Source organism: Chelativorans sp. J32, from assembly GCF_000518985.1.
Taxonomy (GTDB): Bacteria; Pseudomonadota; Alphaproteobacteria; order Rhizobiales; family Rhizobiaceae; genus Chelativorans.
The window spans coordinates 142,084-165,515 of the sequence record NZ_JAEQ01000003.1; the positions used below are offsets into that span (position 1 = coordinate 142,084).

Below are 23,432 nucleotides of genomic sequence, written 5' to 3' on the forward strand. Positions count from 1 at the left end.
ATCGGGAGGTTCATACGGCCTCCTCATATCTGCTTATCGTCACCGGTTTGCTCGTCCCCGACATTTCCAGGAAGAAGCGGCGCAGCAGGTTCTTCGCCGCCATCATCCGATACGCCGCGGATGCGCGCATGTCGCTGATCGGCGTGAAATCGCGTTCATAGGCAGGCAGCGCCTGTTCGACGGTGTCCATCGTCCATGGCTTGCCGATAAGCGCGGTCTCGACCGCCAGTGCCCGCTTTGGCGTGGCAGCCATGCCGCCATAGGCGATGCGGGCGGAAGCCACCGTGCCATCCGGTCCGACAGTCAGCGCAAAGGCGCCCAACACGGCGGTGATATCCTCGTCACGTCGCTTGCTGACCTTCCATACGGCAAAGCGCGTCTCGGGGGTGGGCAGAGGCACGTGCACGGCCTCGACGAACTCGCCCGGTTGCCGATCCTGTTTGCCATAAGCGATGAAGAAGTCCTCCAGTGGGATAGTGCGCCGCCCTTGACCCCGGCGCAGGGTGAGCGTTGCGCCAAGTGCGATCAGCGGCGGTGGCGTATCTCCAATGGGGGAGCCGTTGGCGATGTTCCCGCCGATCGTGCCCATATTGCGCACCTGGTCGCCGCCGATTCTGTCGATCAGCTGCCCAAGGGCCGGGAGGCGCCTGGAAAGGTGGGAGAAGGCGTCGGAATAGCTGACGCCCGCACCGATGGTTATGGTGCCGTTCGCCTCCGAAATGGTGCGCAGCTCTTCCAGGTTTCCGATGAAGATGGCGGGCGCAATGTTGCGCATGAATTTCGTGACCCACAAGCCGACGTCGGTCGACCCTGCCACAATGGTGGCATTTGGCTCCGCTTCGAGTATGGCAGCAAGGTCATCGAGGTTTGCGGGAATGACGAGACGCTCGCGACCGCCGCCAATCTCCACGCGGGTCCCATCTCTCATTGCCTTGAGCGCGGCAATGATCGTCTCTCGCTCAAGAGAGAGCGGATCCGTCGCTGGATTTCCATAGGAAGAAAGCGCACGGGCGGCACGCACGATGGGTTCGTAACCGGTGCAGCGGCAGAGATTGCCTTGCAACGCCTTTTCAACATCCCTGTCGGAGGGATGAGGAGTGCGCATCCACAGCGCGTAGAGCGACATGACGATGCCGGGCGTGCAGAACCCGCATTGGGAGCCGTGGAAATCCACCATGGCCTGCTGCACGGGATGGAGGCTGCCGTCGGGCCGCTTCAGATGCTCTATCGTGACGACGTGGCAGCCATCGAGCGAGGCGAGAAAACGAATGCAGGCGTTGACGCCCTCATAGAGGACAGTGTCTCCGGCGAGGCGGCCGACCAGCACCGTGCAGGCGCCGCAGTCACCCTCGGCGCAGCCTTCCTTGGTCCCCTTAAGGCGCCGTTCGAGCCGGAGATAATCGAGCAGGGTCTGGTCCGGGCGAACATCGTCCAGGTCCATCTTCAGCCCGTTGAGGAGAAATCGGATTTCATGGCGGATTGCCGTCATCGTCAGCTCCCCCGATAGGTGGAATAGCCATAGGGCGATACGAGCAGGGGTACATGATAGTGTGCGCGCTCTGCCATCCCGAAGCGGATCGGCACCTGGTCGAGGAAGGCTGGCGCCGGCAGTCCGGCGACTCTGCCACGCAGATATGAGCCGACCTCGAAGAGAAGCTCGTAAACGCCGGGCGTAAAGCTCTCCCCGTGCAAAAGCGGGGCGTCGCAGCGGCCATCCGCGTTGGTGCGCACGGTCTTCACGAGAGTGCGGCTTTCGCCGTCGAGCCGGTAGAGCTTGATCTCCATCCCGGCGGCTGGCCGCCCTATGGCCGTATCAAGAACATGGGTCGTCAGCCGACCTTCAGCTTGCTCACCCATGCGATCTCCCTCCTTCTCCTCTTGACTGATGATTGTGCGGCAAAATGGCGACGTGCATAAGGGGGGAACGGCGGAAAGGCTGCAAAAAGACTTTCAAATTTTTCGAGGGGAATGGGGCTGGAAACCATCGGCTATTCTTGAAAAAATAGCTCAACCTAGGGGTCGATAAGAAGTGACGCGTTACGTCCGCAACATGCGCGGCTACGGGCCAAACCCGCCGGATCCGAAATGGCCGGGCGGAGCGTTCGCCGCGGTGCAATTCGTCGTCAATTACGAAGAGGGTGGCGAAAACTGTGTCCTGCATGGGGATGCGGCGTCCGAAGCCTTTCTTTCTGAGGTCGTCGGAGCGCAACCCTGGCCCGGTATGCGCCACTGGAACATGGAATCCATCTATGAATACGGTGCGCGCGCCGGCTTCTGGCGGCTCCATCGCATGTTCACGGAAGCGCAAGTGCCGGTCACCGTCTATGGCGTTGCTACCGCTCTCGCCCGCTCGCCGGACCAGGTGGCAGCGATGAAGGAGGCAGGCTGGGAGATCGCCAGCCACGGGTTGCGCTGGATCGACTATCGGGCGCACTCGGAAGAGGACGAACGCAGGGATCTGCAGGAGGCGGTTCGGCTTCATACGGAAGTCGTGGGTGAGCCGCCGAAGGGGCTTTATCTCGGGCGCACCTCCGTGAACTCTGTCAAGCTTGCGATTGAGCAGGGCGGGTTCGACTGGATCTCCGATACCTATGACGACGATTTACCTTATTGGCTCGACCATGACGGGCATGGGAATGCGGCGCCGCCGCAGCTCGTGATCCCTTACACGCTCGATGCCAATGACATGCGGTTCGCCACGCCGCAGGGGTTCAATTCGGGCGACCAGTTCTTCAGCTATCTGAAGGACGCCTTCGATACGCTCTATGAGGAAGGCAGGCTCGGGCGGCCGGCTATGATGAGCGTGGGGCTGCATTGCCGTCTGATCGGCCGTCCGGGCAGGGCCGCTTCGCTCAGGCGCTTCATCGATTATGTGAAGGGCCATGAGAAGGTCTGGCTACCCCGGCGCATCGACATTGCCCGGCATTGGATGGAGCACCATCCTTACATGGCGCCGGCACTGAGGCCGAGCCGCATGGGCAGGGGTGAGTTCGTGGAGCGCTTCGGCTCCATCTTCGAGCATTCGCCATGGATTGCCGAGCGCGCCTTTGCCCTCGAACTCGGCCCCGCGCACGACAGCGCGGCTGGGCTGCATAACGCGCTGGCGCGGATCTTCCGTAGCGCGACCGAGGAAGAGCGCCTGGGTGTGCTCAAGGCGCATCCCGATTTGGCCGGAAAGCTCGCCGCGGCGAAGCGGCTGACGCCGGAATCAGCCAAGGAACAGGCTTCCGCGGGGCTTGATGCCTTGACGGACGAGGAGCGTGCTCGCTTCACCGATCTCAACACGCGCTACATGCAAAAATTTGGCTTTCCCTTCATCATCGCCGTCAAGGACAACACGAAGGAAAGCATCCTGCGCGCGTTCGAGAAGCGCATCGAAAATGGCCGTGAGGAGGAGTTCGCCACCGCGTGCGGCCAGGTGGAGCGCATCGCATATCTGAGGCTCAAGGAGATCCTGCCGTCATGATCAGAAGCTATTACGCGCCGACGGGCGGGCATCCGCCGCAAACAGATCTTCTCACCGGCAGGGCGGTTTTCACCGAAGCCTATGCGGTGATCCCGAAGGGCGTGATGCGCGACATCGTCACCAGTTGTCTGCCCTTCTGGGAGAGGACGCGGGCGTGGATCATCGCGCGCCCGCTCTCGGGCTTCGCCGAAACGTTTTCGCAATATATCATGGAAATCCAGCCGGGTGGTGGCAGCAAAAGGCCCGAGCTCGACCCGGAGGCGGAAGGTGTAATCTTCGTCGTCGAAGGAGAGTTGACGGTGGAGCTGGGCGGCATGACGCATCGGATGGAGCCGGGCGGCTACGCTTTCCTGCCGCCAGCGAGCCGGTGGAATGTGCGGAACGAAGGCTCTGCTCCAGTGCGCTTCCATTGGATCCGCAAGGCGTATGAGGCGGTGGACGGCATAGCTGTGCCGGAGGCTTTCTTCGTCAACGAGAAGGATATCGCGCCTACGGCCATGCCGGACACGGAAGGGAAATGGGCAACAACGCGCTTCGTCGACCCGCAGGACGTGCGGCATGACATGCATGTAACCATCGTGACGTTCGAGCCCGGCGCGGTGATCCCCTTCGCGGAGACGCATGTGATGGAGCACGGCCTTTACGTGCTCGAAGGCAAGGCGGTCTACCGGCTAAACCAGGACTGGGTAGAGGTCGAGGCGGGCGACTTCATGTGGTTGCGCGCCTTCTGCCCGCAGGCGTGCTATGCGGGTGGGCCGGGCAGGTTTCGCTATCTGCTCTACAAGGATGTAAACAGGCACGCAGCCCTTAGGCCGTTCTGGCGGAGAACAGGTGAATGAGGAAGATCGTCGCCGAACTTCTGACGAAAGATGCGTTTTCGCCTTTTGGGGACGTGATCGAAGCCGAAGAGGGAGCCAGCTTCCCGATCAACAACGGCAAGACGCAGCGCTTTCATGACCTGGCGAAGGTAGACGTGGTGGGGGAGAACGCGCGGGTGCTGGTCAGCATCGCGCGCGGGCAGCCATATGAATTCCCGCTTGCGCTGAAGATGGTAGAGCGGCACCCGCTCGGCAGCCAAGCCTTCGTGCCGCTTGTGGCGAGGCCGTTTCTGGTGGTCGTTTGCCCTGATGAGGGCGGCAGGCCGGGAGGGCCGCGTGCTTTCGTCACAAAGCCGGGGCAGGGGGTGAATTACGCCCGTAACACCTGGCACGGCGTACTGACGCCTATCGGCGAGGAACAAGATTTCCTGATCGTCGATCGCGGCGGGGATGGCCAGAATCTGGAAGAGTTTTTCTTTTCCGACCCGTATGAAATCCATCTGCCGGAACAGCGATGAAACCCGATACGGATCTCATAAACCGGCTGCTCGATGTCATCGAATATGACATTGTGCCCAAGACGAGGGCTGGCGTGACGGCAGGCAACAAGCTCTTTGGCGCGGCCATTTTGAGGAAAAGCGATCTGTCGCTCGTGATCGCGGAAACGAACAACGAGCTCGAGAATCCGCTCTGGCATGGCGAAATGCATGCGCTGAAGCGATTCTATGAAATGGACAAGGCGAGCCGGCCCGACACAAGGGACTGCATCTTCCTGTCCACGCACGAGCCCTGCTCGCTCTGCCTGTCGGCCATCACCTGGACCGGCTTCGACAATTTCTTCTATCTTTTCAGTCATGAGGATTCGCGGGATTCCTTTGCGATTCCGCACGACCTGAAGATCCTGAAGGAGATTTTCCGGCTGGAGCCCGGCGGCTATGCCGCGGAGAACGCGTTCTGGAAGAGCTATTCCGTACCGGCGCTCGCGCGAGAGTTGCCGGCATCGGAAAGAGGAAGGGCGGCGGCGCGAATTTCAAAGCTCGCCGAGATTTATGCGGGACTTTCCGACGCTTATCAGAAGAGCAAGGCAGAGAACGACATTCCGCTGAATTAGCCGCTCTTGCGGGGCTGGGCGGCGGTATATACCGATGCCATGCCCCGGACCGCAAGCTCTTCTGGAACGGCCGTGGCCAGGCCATGCGATTGCCCGCCGAATTCCGCTTCGAAGGTGAGGAGGTGGAAATCCGCCGCGATTCCGAGACTGGAGATGTGATCCTTTCTCAGAAGCTGCGGCAGGGCGCATCTTGGGGCGAGTTTTTCAGCAGGCGTGAGCGGATTCCTTCAGAGAAGCTGGAAGGCTTCATGGAGGATCGTGAGCAGGGCATCGATGAGCGGGATCATCCGCTGGCATGACCCGGCGCTTCATGCTTGATAACAATCGTGAGCACCTTCATGCACAGCCGCAGTACCGCGCTGGACAGGAGGATGTCCGCAGACGAAAGGCTGAACTTTGCGTGTCCGCAGTGAGCTCGGGCGAGACCAGATCTGGACTCGCTCAGGGGCCGGCAGCAAAGCGTCTGGCAGCTGCCGCTGACGTATTCTTCGATCTGGTCGAGATGTTGGACTGCGGATGTGGCACGCCGATATGGCGAGAATGCGAGCTCAGCTTCGACATGAGGGCGGATGTTCCCGCCACTCGAGATGCTGATCGCCGCTCATGCCTGGAAATTGGCGCGACGCTGGTGACCAGCGATCGCGCCTTCCGCTTTGTCCCGAGCCTTGCCGTCGAAAACTGGATCGAGGATCAGACCCGCTCGAGCGCCAATGCGATGCCCTGACCGACGCCGATGCACATGGTGGCGAGCGCCAGTTTTGCGCCGCGCTCCTTCAGCTCCAGCGCGGCGGTGCCGGAAATGCGCGCGCCGGACATGCCGAGCGGGTGGCCGAGCGCAATGGCGCCGCCATTGGGATTCACATGCGCCGCATCTTCCGGAATGCCAAGCTCGCGCAGCACGGCGATACCCTGCGAAGCGAAGGCCTCGTTAAGTTCGATCACATCGAAATCGGATGGCTTCAGGCCGAGGCGGGCACAGAGCTTTTTCGTCGCCGGTGCGGGGCCGATGCCCATGATGCGCGGGGGAACGCCGGCCGTGGCGCCGCCAAGCACGCGGGCAATGGGCGTCAGCCCGTATTTGCGCGCCGCGGCCTCCGAAGCGATGATGAGGGCAGCCGCGCCGTCATTGACACCCGATGCATTGCCAGCCGTGACGGAGCCATTCTCGCGAAACGGAGTGGGAAGCTTGCCCAGCTTTTCCACCGTCGTCCCGGGGCGGGGATGCTCGTCCTTGTCAACGATGATGGGATCAGCCTTGCGCTGGGGAATGGTGACCGGCACGATTTCCTTGGCCAGCCGTCCATTTTCCTGCGCGGCGACTGCTTTGTCCTGGCTGCGGACGGCGAAGGCATCCTGGTCGGCGCGGCTCACCTTGAAGTCTTCGGCGACGTTCTCGCCCGTTTCGGGCATCGAATCCACGCCGTACTGCTTCTTCATCAGCGGATTGACGAAGCGCCAGCCTATCGTCGTGTCGTGGATCTCCGCGTTGCGGGAAAAAGCCGTCTCGGCCTTTGGGAGAACGAACGGTGCGCGGCTCATGGATTCCACACCACCTGCAATCATCAGCTCGGCTTCGCCCGCCTTTATCGCGCGGGCGGCGGTCGCAACCGCATCCATGCCGGATCCGCAGAGACGGTTGATGGTCGACCCCGGCACATCGACGGGCAAGCCTGCAAGCAACACAGCCATGCGGGCGACGTTGCGGTTGTCCTCGCCGGCCTGATTGGCGCAGCCGTAGATCACATCGTCCACTGCAGCCCAATCAACCGCCGTATTGCGCTCGACCAATGCCCTTAGCGGGACGGCGGCAAGATCATCAGCGCGCACGGAAGAGAGCACACCGCCGAAGCGGCCGATCGGAGTACGGATGTAGTCGCAGATGAACGCTTCGGTCATATCGGTGCTCCTGTGGCTACTTGCCCTTATGTGCGGCGTCGGTGCGTGCCTTGAGATCGCGCAGGGTCTTCAGTTCCAATTCCGTCGGCGGTGGCGTCTCCTCGACATTGTCGGCAAATTTCACCTGCCAGCCACAGGTCTCCTGGACCATCTCGCGAGTGACGCCGGGATGCATGGAAACGACAGTGAATTCTTTCGTTTCCGGATCCGGCTTCCAGATGGCGAGATCGGTAATGAGAAGCGTGGGGCCTTTGGTTTCGATGCCGAGCCGTTTGCGGTGATCGCCGCCGTCGCCATGGCCGAAGGAGGTGTAGAAGTCAATCTTCTCGACCATCCCGCGCTTGGACTGCGCCATGGTGATGTAAACCTCTTGCGACGAGGTCGCGATCTCCGGCGCACCGCCGCCGCCCGGCAGGCGCGTCTTTGGCTTGTGATAGTCGCCGATGACTGTGGTGTTGATGTTGCCGTATTTGTCGAGCTGAGCGGCCCCCAGGAAGCCGATGGTGATCCGGCCGCCCTGCAGCCAGTAGCGGAACATCTCCGGGACCGAGACGGTGGTGAGCGCGGTGTCGCACAGTTCCCCATCGCCGATGGAGAGGGGCAGCACGTCCGGCGCGGTCCCGATCGTCCCCGACTCGTAGATCAGCGTGATATCGGGCGCATGGGTGAGCCGCGCCACATTGCAGGCCGCCGAGGGGGCGCCGATGCCGACGAAGCAGACGTCGCTGCTCGTTAGCGCCCGTGAGGCCGCGATGGTCATCATTTCATTGGGGGTAAAATCGCTCATTTCGCCACCCTCAGCTTTTCGACACGTGCGGCGAAATCCTCAGGCTTCGCCTTGATGACATTTTCTTCCATCCAAGCGCGGAACCGGTCACGGTCCGCCGCGACCTGATCCCACTCCAGATAGGAGGCATTGTCGCGAACGTAATAACCATGCGTGTAGGACGGATGGGCACCGCCAGGAACCACGGCGATGGCCGTGATCGTCCAATGCGGCAGAATGCAGAGATTGGGGTGAGCGTCGGAGAAATCGTCGACCACCTCTTCGACCGTGACGACCGCGCGCTTGGCCGCAAGCACAGCCTCTTTCTGAATACCGATGATGCCCTCGATGAGGACATTGCCCTTCTTGTCCGCCTTCTGAGCATGAATGAAGGTGACGTCCGGCCTGACGGCAGGCACGGCAGCAAGCTTCTCACCCGTGAAGGGGCAGGTGATGCTTTTGATGTTCGGGTTGACCTCGGCAAGTCCTGCGCCGCGATAACCGCGGAAGACGGCCAGCGGCAGGCCCGCAGCCCCCGCTTCATAGGCGTTTGCCATGGCAGCGTGAGAGTGTTCTTCGATCTCCACTTCGCGCGGCCAGCCGTTCTCGACGGAATCGCGCACGCGCCGCAGGAGGCCAACGCCGGGGTTGCCAACATAGGAGAAGATCATCTTCTTCACCATGCCCATCCCGACCATCTGGTCATAGATCAGGTCTGGAGTCATGCGGACCAGGGTAAGATCCTTGAAGCCTTGGCGAATGGCTTCATGAACCGCCGCAGTGGGGATAAGGTGGGTGAAGCCTTCAAAGGCAACGGTATCCCCATCCTTCAAATTCTCTCGTACCGCCTGCTCCAGCGGGATGAAGTGCGCCATCATCGCCCTCCAGATGTTCGTATTGCGAACAAAAGTTTTGTATGCGATACGTGATTAGATGAACGAGCCGATTGAGTCAATGGAGCAGCGGTCTGAGCAGCGCGATCTGGTGGGGTCGCTTGCGAAGGGGCTCGGCGTGCTCGAAATCTTGGCCGGAGCACCTGCCGGGTTAAGGCTGACCGAGGTCGCCGAAGCGGCGGGTTTGACGCGAGCGGGCGCCCGCCGGCTGCTGCTCACGCTTGTTTCGGAGGGATATGCGCGGCTGGAGGGGCGACAATTCGTTCTTTCCGCCAAGCTGCTATCCCTTGGCCGGGCCTGGCTGGGCGGAGGATCCATCTGGTCTCTCGCCGAGCCTATCCTGCGCGAAGTATCCCATGCCGTGGGGGAATCCTGTTCGGCAGCGGTGCTTGAAGGGGAGGATATTGTCTATGTCGCCCGTGTGGCAGGTAGGCGGATCGTTTCCGTCTCTCTTTCAGTTGGGACACGCCTACCAGCCTATTGCACCTCTATGGGCAGGGTGCTCCTCTCAAGCCTGGATGACGCCGAACTCGCCCGTTTTTTGAACAAGGCGACGATTCGCGCCAATACGCCCAAGACGATGACGGACCGGCAGGCCCTTGCGGCCTGCGTGGCGGACATCCGGCGGGCAGGTTATGCCATCGTCGACGAGGAACTCGAACTCGGGTTGCGCTCGATCGCCGTACCGGTGCGCTCGCGTTCCGGGGTCGTTGTGGCAGCCGTGAACATCTCGACCCAATCGGCGCGATTTTCCTGTGACGAGATGCGTGACGCTCTCCTGCCGCCCCTGCTTGAGGCCGCGGCAAGAATCGAGGAACTCATCGCGTTTCAATAGCGAGCCAAGCGTCCTCATGCGGCGCTCCTCGCGTTGTCTGGCTCCCTTGCGCCCTCCAGAACTTCACGCATCTTGCGAGCGAGGCGTTCCTGAAGCCGCGCATGCAGGATCTTTTCCCAATCAGCGTTATCGGCAGCCATCACGTGAGGCATCGACAGCAGCATGTCGATTACGGATGCCGAGTCATCGCGCGCCAGCAGCGCGTCGATTTCCGCTTCCACCTTTCTATCAACGCTCATCCTACGCCTCCGACGTTTGGAGCCTGAATCTAGGCCATCAATCCTGTCTGGATGAAGGCGGTCAGATGAAGATTTGGCGACAAGTTTATAGTGAAATAGCCATTTTGTTTATCGCAAGTTAATAAGCAGTCACAAAAGTTTAATAAACAGCTCCGCCTTTGGTATTGACAGTGCGGGAGCTTACGCGAAATCGCTTAGATTTCGTCGGAAAACGCCTCTTCCTGTAGCGGATAAGCTTTCTATTTCTGCTGCGTAACTAAAGCATTAGGTCGTGCTCGCTGCGGCTAAACGTAGCGATTTACGATATTTTCGAGTTTCTCCTGTCTGCCCGATATAGGGAGCGGATCGAGGTTTTCGCGCGCCACCCTATCTGCGATCGCCTCCAATGTGCGCTCACCCTTGAGCATGGCCTGCGCTTCGGGCTTGCTCCACCCGGCGTACCGCTCCTCCAATGGATTGCTCAGCGCATTGTCTTCAATCATGCGGGCTGCGGCCTTCAGCCCACGTGCACAGATATCCATTCCGCCGATATGGGCAGCGACAAGATCCTCCGGATCGAGCGACTGGCGCCGCAGCTTGGCATCGAAATTCGTCCCGCCGGTGGTGAAGCCGCCCGCCTGGAGGATATGGTAGTAGGCAAGCGCGGCCTCGGGCGCGTTGTTGGGGAACTGGTCCGTATCCCATCCCGACTGGTAGTCGTTCCGGTTCATGTCGATCGAGCCGAATATGCCCAGAGCAGCGGCAAGCGCGATCTCATGTTCGAAGGAGTGACCAGCAAGCAGAGCATGCCCTTGCTCGATATTCACCTTCACTTCGTTTTCGAGCCCATAGCGCTTCAGGAAGCCGTAAACCGTGCCGACATCGAAGTCATATTGATGCTTGGTTGGTTCCTGTGGCTTGGGCTCGATCAGGATCGTTCCTCTGAAGCCGATTCGGTGCTTGTAATCCACCACCATGGAGAGGAAGCGGCCGAGCTGGTCCAGCTCCCGGCCCATATCGGTGTTGAGGAGCGTCTCGTAGCCCTCGCGCCCGCCCCAGAGCACATAGTTCTCACCGCCCATGCCCTTCGTCACGTCGATGCAGGCCTTCACCGTCGCAGCCGCATAGGCGAAGACGTCCGGATCGGGATTGGTGGCAGCACCCGCCATGAAGCGCCGGTGAGAAAAGAGATTGGCGGTGCCCCAGAGCAGCTTGACGCCGGTTTTTTCCATTTTCCGGGCGAGGTAATCCGCGATCTCGTTCAGCCGGGAAACGCTCTCGGAATAAGAGGCGCCTTCCGGGCGCACATCGGCGTCATGGAAGGTGAAATAGGGAACGCCCAGGATTTCAAAAAGCTCGAAGGCAACGTCGGCCTTGAGCTTGGCCCTTTCCATGGTCTCGCCGAACCAGGGGCGTTCGAAGGTTTGGCCGCCAAAAGGGTCGCCGCCGGGCCATACGAATGTGTGCCAGTAACAGACGGCAAAGCGCAGATGGTCTTCAAGCCGCTTTCCGAGCACGATCTCGTCGGGATTATAATGGCGGAAGGCGAGCGGGTTGTCGCTTTCCGGCCCCTCATAAGCGATCGGCCGCAGGTCGCTGAAAAATCCGGTGCTCATAGTGAAACTCCTCGTATTGCGGGGTAGAGGCCGCGATAGCGGCAATAGGCATCCTCAAAAGCCGGCAGGAGCTTGGTATCTGGGTCGATCGCCGAGGAAATCTCAGGCGGGGTGCAAACGGCGATGGGATCGGCGTCTTCCGCCGCTATAAGGCCGAGGCGAGCAGCGCCGAAAGCCGCGCCGAAATCACCCTCCGCCGGAACTTCGACGGGCAGGTTCAGGGCGGTGGCGATGACCTTCAACCAATAGCCGGAGCGGGAACCGCCACCAATGGAGGTGACGCGGGAAAGCTCCGTTCCCGCCTGTCGCAGTGCTTCCAGGCTGTCACGAAAGGCGAACGCCACGCCCTCGAGAACCGCGCGGGTGAGGGCAGCGCGGTCGGTCTGGTGCGAGAGGCCGATGAAACCTCCGCGGATCACGGCGTCGTTATGCGGGGTGCGCTCGCCGGAAAGATAAGGAAGAAAGACGACGCCGGTCGGTGCTTTCAGTTCGTCGCCCAATTCGCCAGTGAGTTCGCCGGCCTTATGACCGGTGACGCCGGCCAGCCAATTGAGCGAATCAGTTGCAGACAGGATGACGCCCATCTGGTGCCATGTGCCCGGCAGGGCATGGCAAAAGGTGTGCACCGCGCTTTCGGGGTTCGGAAGATAAGCATCGTTCGAAGCAAAGAGTACGCCGGAGGTGCCAAGCGAGACGAAGGCGGCGCCCGGCTTGACCGTACCCACGCCACAGGCGGAAGCCGCGTTGTCGCCTGCACCACCTGCAATCACGACATCATGGTCCATGCCCCATTGACTGGCGAGCTCGGCGCGCAGCACGCCGGCGCGCTGGGTTCCTTCGACCAGAGCCGGCATATGCCCTTCTTCGAGCAAGGTGGCGGCCAGCAACTCCGCGGACCAGCGGCGGTTTTGCACGTCCAGCCAAGCGGTGCCTGCAGCATCCGACATTTCGGAGATATGCTCTCCGGTAAGCCATAGGCGCAGGAAATCCTTGGGCAGAAGCACCTTGGCGGTTCGAGCGAAGACTTCCGGCTCGTTGTTTCGGACCCAGTTCAGCTTCGGCGCGGTAAAGCCCGGGAAAACGATATTGCCGGTGATCCTACGAAATCGCGGATCGGCATCGAGCTCGGCTGCTTCTTTGTAGCTGCGCGTGTCGTTCCAAAGGATGGAGGGGCGAAGCGGCTTGTCGGATCTGTCGAGCAGCGTGGCGCCGTGCATCTGGCCGGAAAGCCCTATGCCTTTGACCGCGGCCATTTCGGCGGGATGGGCCACGTTCAGAGCAGCAACCGCCTCCTCCAAGGCGCGGATCCATTCCGCTGGATCCTGCTCGGACCAGCCTGGATGCGGCCGGGAAACGTCAAGAGGCGCGGTTGTGGTACCGACGATGTTCTGTTCGCCGTCGATCAACAGTGCCTTGACCCCGGAAGTGCCGAGGTCCAGCCCGAGATACATTCACTTCCTCCCGTAAGGCCGGCTGAGGATTGCCGTCGCCCTCATTTATTTCGAGTTCCGAAACAAATACGATAACAGCCGCCGCGCGGCAATCCGTCAAGTCTCCAAAGGGCGCACAGCTTTACTTTTAAGCTGCTCGTCCCATCAGATGATGAGGTATGATTCGGTTATTACTGGTCGGAGACGATGCGAATGCCTGAGGGAGCCGGTGAGGTCACCATCCTTGTTCCAGGAAAACTGCACCCCCATGCGGTCAGCCGCATTGGTGAGCACTTCAAGGTGGTAGAACTCGAGCGTGCGGATCCGGCGCTCCTGACCGAGGAGATGAAGCAAGATATAGTTGGCATAGCGTCTTCGGAGACGATCAGCGCAGACTTCATCGACGCTCTTCCCCGCCTTCAGATCATCGCCAATTTCGGCGTCGGCTATGACGCGGTGGATGCGGTCCACGCGGGAAAGAAGGGCGTGATGGTGACCAATACGCCCGACGTGCTGACGGAAGAGGTGGCGGACACGACCATCGGATTGCTGATCAACACAGTCCGCGAACTGCCCAAGGCAGAGGCGTATTTGCGTGCAGGCCGCTGGAGGAGCGAGGGGGCATACCCGTACACGCGCGCCACGTTGCGTGCGCGAAGTGTCGGCATATTCGGAATGGGGCGGATCGGCCGGGCAATCGCACGGCGCGTGGAGGCGTTCGGCTTGCCGGTGAGCTATCACAACAGGCGTGAAGTCGCAGACCTGCCCTACGCCTATTTCCCGAGCCTCCTCGCGTTGGCCGAAGCGGTGGATACGCTGATCTGCGTTGCTCCGGGAGGAGCGGGCACCGCGAAGGCTGTGAATGCCCAGGTGCTGCGGGCACTTGGGCCGAATGGTGTTTTCATAAATGTCGGGCGCGGTAGCAGCGTTGACGAGGAGGCGCTTGTGGCGGCGCTGCGCGATGGCGCGATCCTTGCTGCAGGGCTCGACGTCTTTGCGGATGAGCCCAATGTGCCGGAGGCGCTGCTGGGTTGCGAAAACGCTTGTCTGTTGCCGCATGTGGCTTCGGCCTCTGTCCATACGCGGCAGGCGATGGCGGAGCTGGTCGCTGAGAACCTCTTTGCGTGGTTCTCGCGCGGAGAGGCGCTGACCCCTGTGGCTGAGACGGTACATGTAAGAGCGAAGGCTTGATATCGCCGTTCGAGCCACATTACGGCCAATTAGATTTTATTAACCATTGGCATTAACAATGCGAAAACGAACTGGAAAGGAGCACAGGATGAAGCTGGGATTATCAGCATTTGCCCTCCTCGCTGTGCTCGGGGCCGTGCCTTTCGCCTTTCCGGACGGCGAAACCTCCGATGCGGCAGAGCGGGCAATTGAGAAGGCGAAGCAGAAAAACACGTATCAGCTGAGCGTTTCCGGAAGGGACGGCGACTGCACGGTGGTGAAGCGCGGCGAAACACAGCGCGCAGAGCTCGAACTGGAGCCCGAATGCGTGCGGATCATGCCGCGGCTTGCCGACGCACGTTACTGGCAGGAAGACGGAGCTGGCGAGGTGTCCTTCGTGGCGGCCGACGGAAGCTCGGTCATCGAGTTCTTTGCCGCGGATGGAGTGGCTTACGAATCGCTCAAGCCCATATCTCCGATCGTCGCACTGAAAGCGCAATAGCGCTATTCAGCCGCCAGTGGCCGCCGGCGCACCTCCTCATGGGCCCGCACTGCGTTGCCAAACGCTTCGAAGATCCGGCGGGAAGGGGCGTCGCTTGCCGCCCAAAATTCCGGATGCCACTGAACCCCGACGGCGAAAGCCGCGGATCCAACGACCGATACTGCCTCGATTGTTCCGTCTGGTGCCAGCGCTTCCACCTGAAGGTTGGGCCCGAGGCGTTCTATCCCCTGCCTGTGGACTGAATTCACCGCGATTTCCCCGCCGCCGACAATATCTGCGAGGCAACTGCCCGGCTTGATTTCCACCTTCTGGCGTATCGCGAAACGCTCTTGCTGCGTCTCGCCATGGCCGCGGTGGTCCAGCATCCCGGCGCGCTCCTGTATCTCATTTGCAAGCGTGCCGCCGAGCGCGACATTCAATTCCTGAATGCCACGGCAAATGGCAAGCAGCGGTACGCCCTGCTGGATGGCTTTGCGAATGAGAGGAATGGTTGTGCCGTCGCGACGCTGGTCATAGGGGCCGCTGCTCTCGTCCGCCAGGCCTCCGTAAAGAGGCGGGTAAACATTCGATTTCGCACCTGTAAGCAGGACCCCGTCAACGGAAGCAAGGAGCCCGTCCAAATCGATCCGCTCTCCGAAGGAGGGCAGAAGAAGGGGAGTAACGCCGGCAACCGAAAGAGCCGCTTCGAGATATTGTTCGGGGGCGGCATGCCAGGTGTAATTTTCGAACTCTTTTACGTCTGTGGAGACGGCAACGAGCGGCTGGCGCATTGAGCTTTCCTTGGGGGGCTGTTGGAGATTATGTAAGCTCCCTTTTCCCGCAGTTCAAACCGGTCGCGCTTGTTTTTCAACGGCGTGTTTACCAACCAAAGGAGCAGGTCTGAAAACTGGACACGCCGGCCATCGCGTGTATTGATAGCCGATCGGTAATCGGGGGGAGGCTCGGCTGCCATCGCGCTCGATATCCGTTCATTTCGATCCTCAATATGGGAGGTATTTCATGGATCGGCGTTCATTCATAAAAAAGGCCGGACTGGCAGGCGTCGGCGTTGGAGCCAGCGCGCTCGCCACACCCGCCATCTCTCAAGGCAACCAGACGTGGCGCATGGTTACGACCTGGCCAAAAAACTTTCCGGGCTTGGGGGTGGGGGCGCAGCGCCTTGCCGACCGCATCACCGCTGCGTCCGGAGGACGGCTTACGGTGCAGGTTTATGCGGCAGGCGAGCTTGTGCCGCCGCTCCAATCGCTGGATGCCGTAATCGACGGCTCGGCGGAGATGAGCCACGGGGCTGCCTATTACTGGCAGAACAAGAGCCAGGGTCTTTCCTTCTTCACCGGCGTTCCCTACGGCATGACGTCGCGCGAGCTCACCGGCTGGGTGCGCTATCTCGGCGGCCAGGAGATCTGGGACGAAATCTACGATCAGTTCGGCGTACAGGGCTTCCTATCGGGCGATACCGGAACTCAGGCCGGCGGATGGTTCCGCAACGAACTCACTGGACTTGACTCCATCAAGGGCCTGCGTTTCCGTACCCCCGGCCTTGGCGGCCAGGTATGGGAAAAGCTCGGCGCAACGGTCACCAACATGGCTGCGGGCGAAATTTTCCAGGCGCTGCAGTCGGGCACGCTCGATGCGGCAGAATTCGTCGGCCCGTATAACGATCTCGCTCTTGGCTTCTACCAGGTCTGCAAGAACTATTACTTCCCAAGTTTCGTGGAGCCGGGGCTTGCGACCGAACTGGTCGTATCCAAGGCAAAGTATCAGGAACTGCCGGCCGACCTACAGGCGATCATTCGAGATGCCTGCCAGGCCGAATATGACGCTGTGGCGGCGGATTTCGCGGCCAATGACCCGCGTGCGCTCCAGACGCTCGTAAATGACCATGGCGTGCAGGTTCGGACATTCCCCGAAGACATCATGGAAGCCGGTGCAAAAGCATCTCAGGAGATCATCCAGAGCATGCTTGATTCGAGCGATCCACTGACCAAGAAGACGGCGGAAAGCTTCGTATCCGCCCTCAAGATCGTGCGACAGAAGACCGAAGGCACCGACGCGCTCTTCATCCAGGCACGCGAGAAGTATTTCCAGCTTTGAATCGACTTTAGGCGTGAAAGCCCGGGCAACGCCCGGGCTTTTTCTTTCAGCCAAAAATGGAGGTGAGGCCGCGGCCGGCCACGAAAGCGGCATAAGCGAGTGCCGAAAAGTAGACGATCGTGGCGATCGTCATGCCATAGCCCGCCAGCACGAACAGGCCATCGCGTTGCGAAATGCCCACCGCAAGGAATAGGATTCCGAAGGCAGGCAGGGTGTTGGAGAAGGGCACGAGCCCGAGCGGAAACATCAAGAGCACCCCCCCAAGCAGAAGAACCAACCCGTTGAAACGGTTGATCGCCGCGCCGGCGGTAAGGCTCTCGACGCGCGGTTTGATCACCTTCTCCAGTCGAGCAACGATCTCCGATCCCTTCCGCAGGGTAGGGACGAGCTTTTCTGCGTCGATCGGCCGGTCGGTGATTTTCTTCGGCAGCCAGGGCGCACGGTTCAGCGTGATCCCGATCGAGATCAGGATGATGGCCAACCCGAACACAGTACTTACGCCAGGAATGGAGACCGGCAGGAGAAAGGGGAGGGTGAGAAGCGCGCACAGCAAGAGCAAACCCTGTTCGCCAGTCAGCTCCACGATTTCCCTGAGCGTTACCGTGCGCCCGTCGATTGCTTCAACTGTCGCGCCGATGGTCTCGCGCAGGGACTGCGACGTGTCGCCAAACCTCATCATCCAACTCCAATCCGAAACTCCGATTCGGCTTAGCTATAGATCCAACGCGGCAGCCAAGTGGCAATTTCCGGAAACGTGAACATGATGGCGATGGCAACGATCTGAAGGCAGACAAAGGGAATGATGCCTTTGTATATCATTCCGGTTGAAACGCTGGCGGGCGCCACGCCTCTTAGGTAGAAGAGCGAAAAGCCGAAAGGCGGCGTCAGGAAGCTCGTCTGCAGGTTCACGCCTACGAGGACGCCCAGCCAGAGCGGATCGACATCGAGCGCGAGCAGGATCGGCGCCGTGATCGGGATCACGATGAAGATGATCTCGAACGTATCCAGGATGAAGCCCAGCAGGAACATGATGAACATCACCACCGCCACGGCTGCAAGCTGACCGCCTGGAAGGCTGGTCAAGAATTCGTGGACGAGATTGTCGCCGCCCATCAGCCGGAACACGATCGAGAAGACGGACGCGCCGAGCAGGATGACAAAGACCATGGAGGTGATTGCCGCAGTGGAGATGACCGCTTCCCGGAGGACACGGAAGGAAAGGCGCCACCGGAATGCAGCCAGGACCATCGCTCCGACCGCGCCTACCGAGGCCGCTTCCGTGGCCGTCGCGACGCCGCCCAGGATCGAGCCGAGCACCGCAATGATCAGGATGAGCGGAGGCACGAGCGCGATGATGATTTCCTTGAAGAGATCCTTCTTCTCTTCAGGAGGAACGGGTGTGGCAGGGCAGGATTCAGGCTGAAAGATCGCCTTGAAGATCATCCAGGAAAGATAAAGCCCGACAAGCAGGAGACCGGGCAGGATCGCACCCGCGAAAAGGTCGCCGACCGAAACGGGTGAAGGCGCGAAATTGCCCTTCGCCATCTGCACCTGAGCATTGATGCCTGCCAGCATGTCTCCCATGAAGATGAGAACGGTGGACGGCGGAATGATCTGGCCCAGGGTTCCCGAGGCGCAGATCACGCCTGAAGCAAGCTTGGGATCGTAACCTGCCCGCAGCATCGCAGGAAGAGAAATGAGGCCCATGGTGACGACCGTGGCGCCGACGACGCCCGTGGAGGCGGCAAGGAGCGCGCCCACGACGATGACCGAGATGCCGAGGCCTCCGCGAAGGTTGCCGAAGAGCTTGCCCATGGTGAGCAGCAATTGCTCCGCAATCTTCGAACGCTCGAGGATGACGCCCATGAAGATGAAGAGCGGGACAGCAACCAGCACTTCATTGGTCATGAAGCCCGCATAACGCGGTGGCAGGCTGCCGAGATTCGAGGGATCGAACACGCCGAAGAACATGCCGACCACGCCGAAGAGGAGCGACACGCCGGCCAGCGTGAATGCCACCGGAAAGCCCAGCATGAGGAAGCCGATGATGCCGAAGAACATCAGGCCGGAGAGGATTTCGCCGATCAGCTTCGGGTCCATCAGTGCGCGCTCCCGTCACTTTCATAACGCAGCCTTTGTGGCAGCAATTGCTCGGCGCCGCCGAGAACCAGAATGCTCCGCAGGGCCATGGATATGCCCTGGAGCGCGACGAGCCCCGCGAAGACAAGAATGAAGCTCTTCAGGATAAAGAGGCCAGGCATTCCGCCGGGGTTCGCCGAGCCTTCATGGATGCGCCAGGACCGGGCGACGAAAGGCCAGCCATAGCGGTAAACGACCCAGCAGAAGGGAAGGAGGAAGACAACCACACCGATCAGGTCCACGATCGCCTTGTTTCGCGTGGAAGCGGGTCGATAGAAGATATCGACCCGGACATGGTCGTTGCGCAGCAACGCGAAGCCGGCAACCGCCGTAAACATTGCCCCGTTCAGCCAAACATACAGATCCTGCATCCACACGAAGCTGACGGAGAAAACATAGCGCTGCACCACCACAGTGAAGCAGACGAGCACGATGGCCAAGGATAGCCACGAGAATATCTGGCCGACCGCAGAGTTGAATGCGCTGATCGCGCGGACGACAAGGGCTATTATTCGCACGGTCGAACCTCCCCCTAAGACGCGCGGGCGCCTCGTTCGATCATTGATTCCATTGTCACTCCCGATGCCCTTCAAGGTTGAGGGCGGAAATTGCGGCGCTTCTGTCGCCGTTTTTGTTTTTCGAGGGGTTCTTAGCAGTTTTGCACCATCGAAAAAAGCCAGAGCGTTGTATTTACGGGAGGAAAGAAGGCGGTCCCGCGTCTCCGCGACCTGGAAGCGCCTTGAATTTGCTTATTAAATCGTGCGCCAAACGCCGCTCGTGCCTAATAAAATGTCGTGGGCAGAGGGGCCGCCGATATAGCTGTTGCTCTTTTCGCGGGGGTTTCGATTTTACTTGGTCAAACCGCAGGTGAAATCTATCTTACCGTGTAGCCGGGTTGGGTCTCAACCCCGGCTGGGGCTTGCCACAGCGGAGGAACTTGGCATGACGCTCCACGAGGTGTCGCTCGGCGACAAATACGATCTCACGAAGGAGCGGATCTTCGTATCCGGCGCGCAGGCGATCGTGCGCATGCTTCTGATGCAAAGGGAGCGGGATCGTCTGGCAGGTCTCAGCACTGCCGGCTTCGTCTCCGGATATCGCGGCTCGCCGGTGGCGGGTATAGACCACCAGATGTGGAAAGCAGCCAAGGAGCTCTCCGCCGCGAATATCGTCTTCCAACCCGGTCTCAACGAGGAGTTGGCTGCGACCGCTTGCTGGGGCTCTCAGCAGACGGAACTGCTGGGCGAAGGCAAATATGATGGCGTCTTTGCCCTCTGGTATGGCAAGGGCCCTGGCGTGGACCGCACCGGAGACGTGTTCCGGCACGCCAATATGGCTGGAACGTCGAAGCATGGCGGCGTGCTGGCATTGATGGGCGACGATCACGCGGCCGAATCCTCCACGGTCGCGCATCAGAGCGAATTCGCTTTCGTCGATACGATGATCCCGATCCTCAACCCGGCTGGCGTGCAGGAACTGATCGACTACGGCCTTTATGGCTACGCCTTGTCACGTTTCGCCGGGACTTGGGCCGCGATCAAGTGCGTGAAGGACAATATCGAGTCGACCGCTTCCGTCGATGTTGCGCTGGAGCGGATCAACGTCGTTGTTCCTGAATTCGAGATGCCGCCTACGGGGCTCAATATCCGACATGAGGTCAACCAGCTTGGGCAGGAAGAGCGGCTGCATGACTATAAACGCGCCGCGGCTGCGGCTTTCGTCCGGGCAAACGGGCTCAATCGAATCGTTTATTCCGGCGGTCCCAATGCCAAGCTCGGCATTGTCACCATCGGAACCAGCTATCTCGATACGAGGCAGGCGCTCGACGATCTCGGCATAGATGAGAGGCGCGCGGCGGCACTTGGCATTCGCCTGTATAAGGTGGCCTGCCCATGGCCTTTCGACTACGAGCACATGGCCGATTTCGTTCGTGGGCTCGAAATGGTGATGGTCGTCGAGGAGAAGCGCTCGCTGCTGGAACTGCAGTTGCGCGAGAATCTCTACGGAACGGCAAATCATCCGGTCATCATCGGCAAGAAGGACGAGCGGGGGCAGCAGCTTTTCCCGGTAAAGGGCGCGCTCGACCCCAACGAGATAGCGATTGCGATCGGTGAGAGAATCCTGCGGGTCGTTGGCCCTTCGGAGGAGATCTCCCGTCGGGTAGCCGATCTTCGCCAATTCCAGGCGAGGCTCGCCGACACCAAGGATGTGGCTACCCGCGTGCCGTATTTCTGCTCGGGATGTCCGCACAACAGTTCAACAAGGGTGCCCGAAGGCTCGATCGCGGGCGGAGGTATCGGCTGCCATTTCATGGCCCTATGGATGGACCGGGGCACGATCGGTTTCACAGCCATGGGCGGCGAGGGCGCACAGTGGATCGGCCAAGCGCCCTTCTCCAAGCGCGAGCACTTTTTCCAGAATCTTGGCGACGGCACTTTCAACCATTCCGGCTCGCTGGCGATCCGTTTCGCGATCGCGAGCGGCGCGAACATGACCTACAAGATCCTCTACAACGATGCGGTGGCCATGACGGGAGGCCAGCCGCACGAAGGCGGCCTCAACCTGGCGCAGATTGCCGACGAGGTGCGGGCGATGCGGGTGAGGCGCATCGCCGTCGTGAGCGACGATCCGGAAAAATATCGCGGGGTGGTCCGCTTCCCGGCCGGTACATCGGTGCACCATCGCGACGATCTAGACCAGGTGCAGCGCGACCTGCGTGAGGTGAAAGGCGTTTCCGTCCTCATTTATGACCAGACCTGCGCGGCCGAAAAGCGGCGGCGGCGTAAGCGGGGAGCCTATCCCGACCCGGACCGGCGGGTGATCATCAACGAGCTGGTCTGTGAAGGCTGCGGGGATTGCGGGGTGAAATCCAACTGCGTCTCCGTGCAGCCGGTGGAAACCGAGTTTGGGCGCAAGCGGCGCATCGATCAATCGAGCTGCAACAAGGATTTTTCGTGCCTCAATGGCTTCTGCCCCTCCTTTGTCACCGTTCACGGCGCAAAGCTGAAGAAGATCGAAGGCGTCGCCGGAGAGACGGATCCACTGGAAGGCCTTCCCGAACCTGAGCTTTTCCCGCTCGATCGCGGCTGGTCGGGAATCGTGGACGGCATCGGTGGCACGGGCGTGGTAACGATCGGAGCCATCCTCGGGATGGCTGCGCATCTGGAAGGGAAAGGTGCCGGCATCATCGATATGGCGGGCCTTGCCCAGAAGGGCGGAGCTGTATTCTCGCACCTGCGGATCGCCCGCACGCCGGCCGACATCAGTTCCATCCATGTCTCGGCAGGCCGCGCCGATCTGGTGCTGGGTTGCGATCTCGTCGTCTCCGGTTCGCGGAAGGTGCTCGCCACGGTGCGCGAGGGACACACGCTGTTTCTCGCCAATACGGCGGAGGTAATGCCAGGCGACTTCGCGCGCTCGGCCGATTTCTCTCTGCCCGTCGAACGATTGAAGCGCGCCGTCCGCAAGGCCACTGGCGAAGAGAGGGCCCATTTCTTCGACGCGACGCATACCGCCACGGCACTTTTCGGCAACTCGCTCGGCACCAATATGTTCATGCTCGGCATGGCCTACCAGAAGGGTGGGCTGCCGGTCTCTGCGGAGGCGATCGAGAAAGCGATTCGAATGAACGGGCAGGCGGTGGGCATGAATATCGCCGCATTCCGCTGGGGACGCCGCGCAGCACATCAACCGGATTTCGTTCGCGATCTGGTGGCACGCTCGGCGCAACCCGCGAGCCAGCCCATCTCGCGCACACTGGACGAGATCATAGAGCGCCGCGCACAGTTCCTCACCGCCTATCAGGACGAAGCCTATGCGGAACGCTACCGCAGCCGCATCGCCAGGCTTCGAGCAGCGGAGGAAAAGGTGGCTCCCGGTTCCACCGCGGTGACGGAAGCAGCCGCACGCAACCTGTTCAAGCTGATGGCCGTGAAGGATGAGTATGAAGTGGCGCGGCTATATACGGACGGTGCATTCCAGCGGCAGCTGGCCAACGAGTTCGAGAGTTTTGACAAGCTCGAATTCCATCTTGCCCCGCCCATGTTTGCGCGCCGCGATTCGCAGGGAAATTTGAAGAAGGCGCGTTATGGGCAGTGGATGCTGAAGGCTTTCGGTGTTCTCACGCGATTCAAGCGGCTGCGTGGCACGCCCTTCGACCCCTTCGGCCTCACGGCGGAAAGGCGGATGGAGCGCCGGCTTCTGAAGCAATATGAATCAGATCTCGACCGCATCGAGAACTCGCTTGCGCCAGATAGGATCGAGGCGGCTGCCGCGCTTGCGATGGTGCCCGCTCTGATGCGCGGTTTCGGCCATGTGAAAGAGGCCAATGTGGGCAAGGCGGAGGAAGAGCGTGCGAGGCTGATCGAAAGATTTGAGAAAACCGATCCTGACCCCCTCCTGCAGGCCGCCGAATGAGGTATATGAACTTAGTGTAAATATACGGTTTCGAGCGGATAATTTTTTTTTAAGCTCGCGTA

The 23,432-nt window shown here is 60.6% G+C and carries 23 protein-coding genes; 11 read left to right on the top strand and 12 right to left on the bottom strand.

Going from position 1 to position 23,432, the window contains the following annotated elements; translation table 11 throughout:
- Positions 1–10: 10 nt before the first annotated feature.
- Together xdhA and uraH are read right to left on the bottom strand one after the other, a co-directional pair.
- The gene (gene xdhA, locus CHEJ32_RS0106230) at positions 11–1,489 is read right to left on the bottom strand and encodes a xanthine dehydrogenase small subunit (RefSeq protein ID WP_028033086.1); all 1,479 of its coding nucleotides are present in this window, start codon (positions 1,487–1,489) and stop codon (positions 11–13) included.
- A gap of 2 nt (positions 1,490–1,491) precedes the next feature.
- A complete protein-coding gene (gene uraH / locus CHEJ32_RS0106235; protein ID WP_028033087.1) occupies positions 1,492–1,857 on the bottom strand; it encodes a hydroxyisourate hydrolase in 366 nt (121 codons plus the stop codon).
- A 193-nt stretch (positions 1,858–2,050) separates the two neighbouring features.
- Between uraH and puuE the strand changes: the two genes are divergently transcribed.
- The 6 genes from puuE (at position 2,051) to CHEJ32_RS24065 (ending at position 6,119) form a co-directional block, all read left to right on the top strand.
- Positions 2,051–3,466 (top strand): allantoinase PuuE, encoded by a 1,416-nt coding sequence (gene puuE, locus CHEJ32_RS0106240; protein ID WP_034658035.1) that lies wholly within the window; start codon positions 2,051–2,053, stop codon positions 3,464–3,466.
- Complete coding sequence (locus CHEJ32_RS0106245; RefSeq protein ID WP_028033089.1) at positions 3,463–4,305, top strand: bifunctional allantoicase/(S)-ureidoglycine aminohydrolase; 843 nt, start codon at positions 3,463–3,465, stop codon at positions 4,303–4,305. The genes puuE and CHEJ32_RS0106245 overlap by 4 nt, the downstream gene beginning before the upstream one ends.
- Positions 4,302–4,802: an ureidoglycolate lyase gene (locus CHEJ32_RS0106250; protein WP_028033090.1), complete on the top strand. Its 501-nt coding sequence runs from the start codon at positions 4,302–4,304 to the stop codon at positions 4,800–4,802. The genes CHEJ32_RS0106245 and CHEJ32_RS0106250 overlap by 4 nt, the downstream gene beginning before the upstream one ends.
- Entirely contained in the window at positions 4,799–5,395 is a 597-nt protein-coding gene (locus CHEJ32_RS0106255) for a nucleoside deaminase (protein ID WP_028033091.1), read from the top strand. Before CHEJ32_RS0106250 ends, CHEJ32_RS0106255 begins: the two co-directional genes overlap by 4 nt.
- Before the next feature lie 83 nt (positions 5,396–5,478).
- Entirely contained in the window at positions 5,479–5,694 is a 216-nt protein-coding gene (locus CHEJ32_RS0106260; RefSeq protein WP_051469511.1) for an antitoxin, read from the top strand.
- A 101-nt stretch (positions 5,695–5,795) separates the two neighbouring features.
- Positions 5,796–6,119: a type II toxin-antitoxin system VapC family toxin gene (locus CHEJ32_RS24065; protein ID WP_156936626.1), complete on the top strand. Its 324-nt coding sequence runs from the start codon at positions 5,796–5,798 to the stop codon at positions 6,117–6,119.
- Here CHEJ32_RS24065 and pcaF read toward each other — a convergent pair.
- From pcaF to CHEJ32_RS0106280, 3 genes are read right to left on the bottom strand one after another with little or no spacing between them, the layout of a single operon-like run.
- Positions 6,086–7,291: a 3-oxoadipyl-CoA thiolase gene (gene pcaF / locus CHEJ32_RS0106270; protein WP_028033093.1), complete on the bottom strand. Its 1,206-nt coding sequence runs from the start codon at positions 7,289–7,291 to the stop codon at positions 6,086–6,088. The genes CHEJ32_RS24065 and pcaF overlap by 34 nt on opposite strands.
- Positions 7,292–7,307: 16 nt before the next feature.
- Positions 7,308–8,078, bottom strand: a complete 771-nt coding sequence (locus CHEJ32_RS0106275) for a CoA-transferase subunit beta (RefSeq protein WP_028033094.1) — start codon at positions 8,076–8,078, stop codon at positions 7,308–7,310.
- Entirely contained in the window at positions 8,075–8,932 is an 858-nt protein-coding gene (locus tag CHEJ32_RS0106280) for a CoA transferase subunit A (RefSeq protein ID WP_028033095.1), read from the bottom strand. The genes CHEJ32_RS0106275 and CHEJ32_RS0106280 overlap by 4 nt, the downstream gene beginning before the upstream one ends.
- 79 nt (positions 8,933–9,011) lie before the next feature.
- On the opposite strand from CHEJ32_RS0106280, the gene CHEJ32_RS0106285 reads away from it, so the two are divergent.
- Positions 9,012–9,785, top strand: a complete 774-nt coding sequence (locus CHEJ32_RS0106285; RefSeq protein ID WP_028033096.1) for an IclR family transcriptional regulator C-terminal domain-containing protein — start codon at positions 9,012–9,014, stop codon at positions 9,783–9,785.
- Positions 9,786–9,799: 14 nt separating this feature from the next.
- Here CHEJ32_RS0106285 and CHEJ32_RS0106290 read toward each other — a convergent pair whose 3' ends face one another.
- The 3 genes from CHEJ32_RS0106290 to xylB form a co-directional block, all read right to left on the bottom strand.
- The gene (locus CHEJ32_RS0106290) at positions 9,800–10,024 is read right to left on the bottom strand and encodes a hypothetical protein (protein ID WP_028033097.1); all 225 of its coding nucleotides are present in this window, start codon (positions 10,022–10,024) and stop codon (positions 9,800–9,802) included.
- Positions 10,025–10,308: 284 nt separating this feature from the next.
- On the bottom strand, positions 10,309–11,619 hold the full coding sequence (gene xylA, locus CHEJ32_RS0106295; protein WP_028033098.1) for a xylose isomerase: 1,311 nt from the start codon (positions 11,617–11,619) through the stop codon (positions 10,309–10,311).
- Entirely contained in the window at positions 11,616–13,070 is a 1,455-nt protein-coding gene (gene xylB / locus CHEJ32_RS0106300) for a xylulokinase (RefSeq protein WP_028033099.1), read from the bottom strand. The genes xylA and xylB overlap by 4 nt, the downstream gene beginning before the upstream one ends.
- Positions 13,071–13,256: 186 nt before the next feature.
- Between xylB and CHEJ32_RS0106305 the strand changes: the two genes are divergently transcribed.
- Positions 13,257–14,240, top strand: a complete 984-nt coding sequence (locus CHEJ32_RS0106305; RefSeq protein ID WP_028033100.1) for a 2-hydroxyacid dehydrogenase — start codon at positions 13,257–13,259, stop codon at positions 14,238–14,240.
- Between the two features lie 88 nt (positions 14,241–14,328).
- Positions 14,329–14,721, top strand: a complete 393-nt coding sequence (locus tag CHEJ32_RS0106310; RefSeq protein WP_028033101.1) for a hypothetical protein — start codon at positions 14,329–14,331, stop codon at positions 14,719–14,721.
- Positions 14,722–14,723: 2 nt separating this feature from the next.
- On the opposite strand, the gene CHEJ32_RS0106315 is transcribed toward CHEJ32_RS0106310, so the two are convergent.
- Entirely contained in the window at positions 14,724–15,491 is a 768-nt protein-coding gene (locus tag CHEJ32_RS0106315; RefSeq protein ID WP_028033102.1) for a gamma-glutamyl-gamma-aminobutyrate hydrolase family protein, read from the bottom strand.
- A 229-nt stretch (positions 15,492–15,720) separates the two neighbouring features.
- Here CHEJ32_RS0106315 and CHEJ32_RS0106320 point away from each other — a divergent pair, with 229 nt between their 5' ends.
- Complete coding sequence (locus CHEJ32_RS0106320) at positions 15,721–16,815, top strand: TRAP transporter substrate-binding protein (protein WP_028033103.1); 1,095 nt, start codon at positions 15,721–15,723, stop codon at positions 16,813–16,815.
- Positions 16,816–16,861: 46 nt separating this feature from the next.
- Here CHEJ32_RS0106320 and CHEJ32_RS0106325 read toward each other — a convergent pair whose 3' ends face one another.
- From CHEJ32_RS0106325 to CHEJ32_RS0106335, 3 genes are read right to left on the bottom strand one after another with little or no spacing between them, the layout of a single operon-like run.
- On the bottom strand, positions 16,862–17,491 hold the full coding sequence (locus tag CHEJ32_RS0106325; protein ID WP_028033104.1) for an exopolysaccharide biosynthesis protein: 630 nt from the start codon (positions 17,489–17,491) through the stop codon (positions 16,862–16,864).
- Between the two features lie 32 nt (positions 17,492–17,523).
- Positions 17,524–18,915 (bottom strand): TRAP transporter large permease subunit, encoded by a 1,392-nt coding sequence (locus CHEJ32_RS0106330; protein WP_028033105.1) that lies wholly within the window; start codon positions 18,913–18,915, stop codon positions 17,524–17,526.
- On the bottom strand, positions 18,915–19,472 hold the full coding sequence (locus CHEJ32_RS0106335) for a TRAP transporter small permease subunit (protein ID WP_028033106.1): 558 nt from the start codon (positions 19,470–19,472) through the stop codon (positions 18,915–18,917). Before CHEJ32_RS0106335 ends, CHEJ32_RS0106330 begins: the two co-directional genes overlap by 1 nt.
- Positions 19,473–19,896: 424 nt before the next feature.
- On the opposite strand from CHEJ32_RS0106335, the gene CHEJ32_RS0106340 reads away from it, so the two are divergent.
- Positions 19,897–23,370, top strand: coding sequence for an indolepyruvate ferredoxin oxidoreductase family protein (locus CHEJ32_RS0106340; protein WP_028033107.1), 3,474 nt, complete (start codon positions 19,897–19,899; stop codon positions 23,368–23,370).
- The last annotated feature ends 62 nt before the right edge of the window (positions 23,371–23,432 follow it).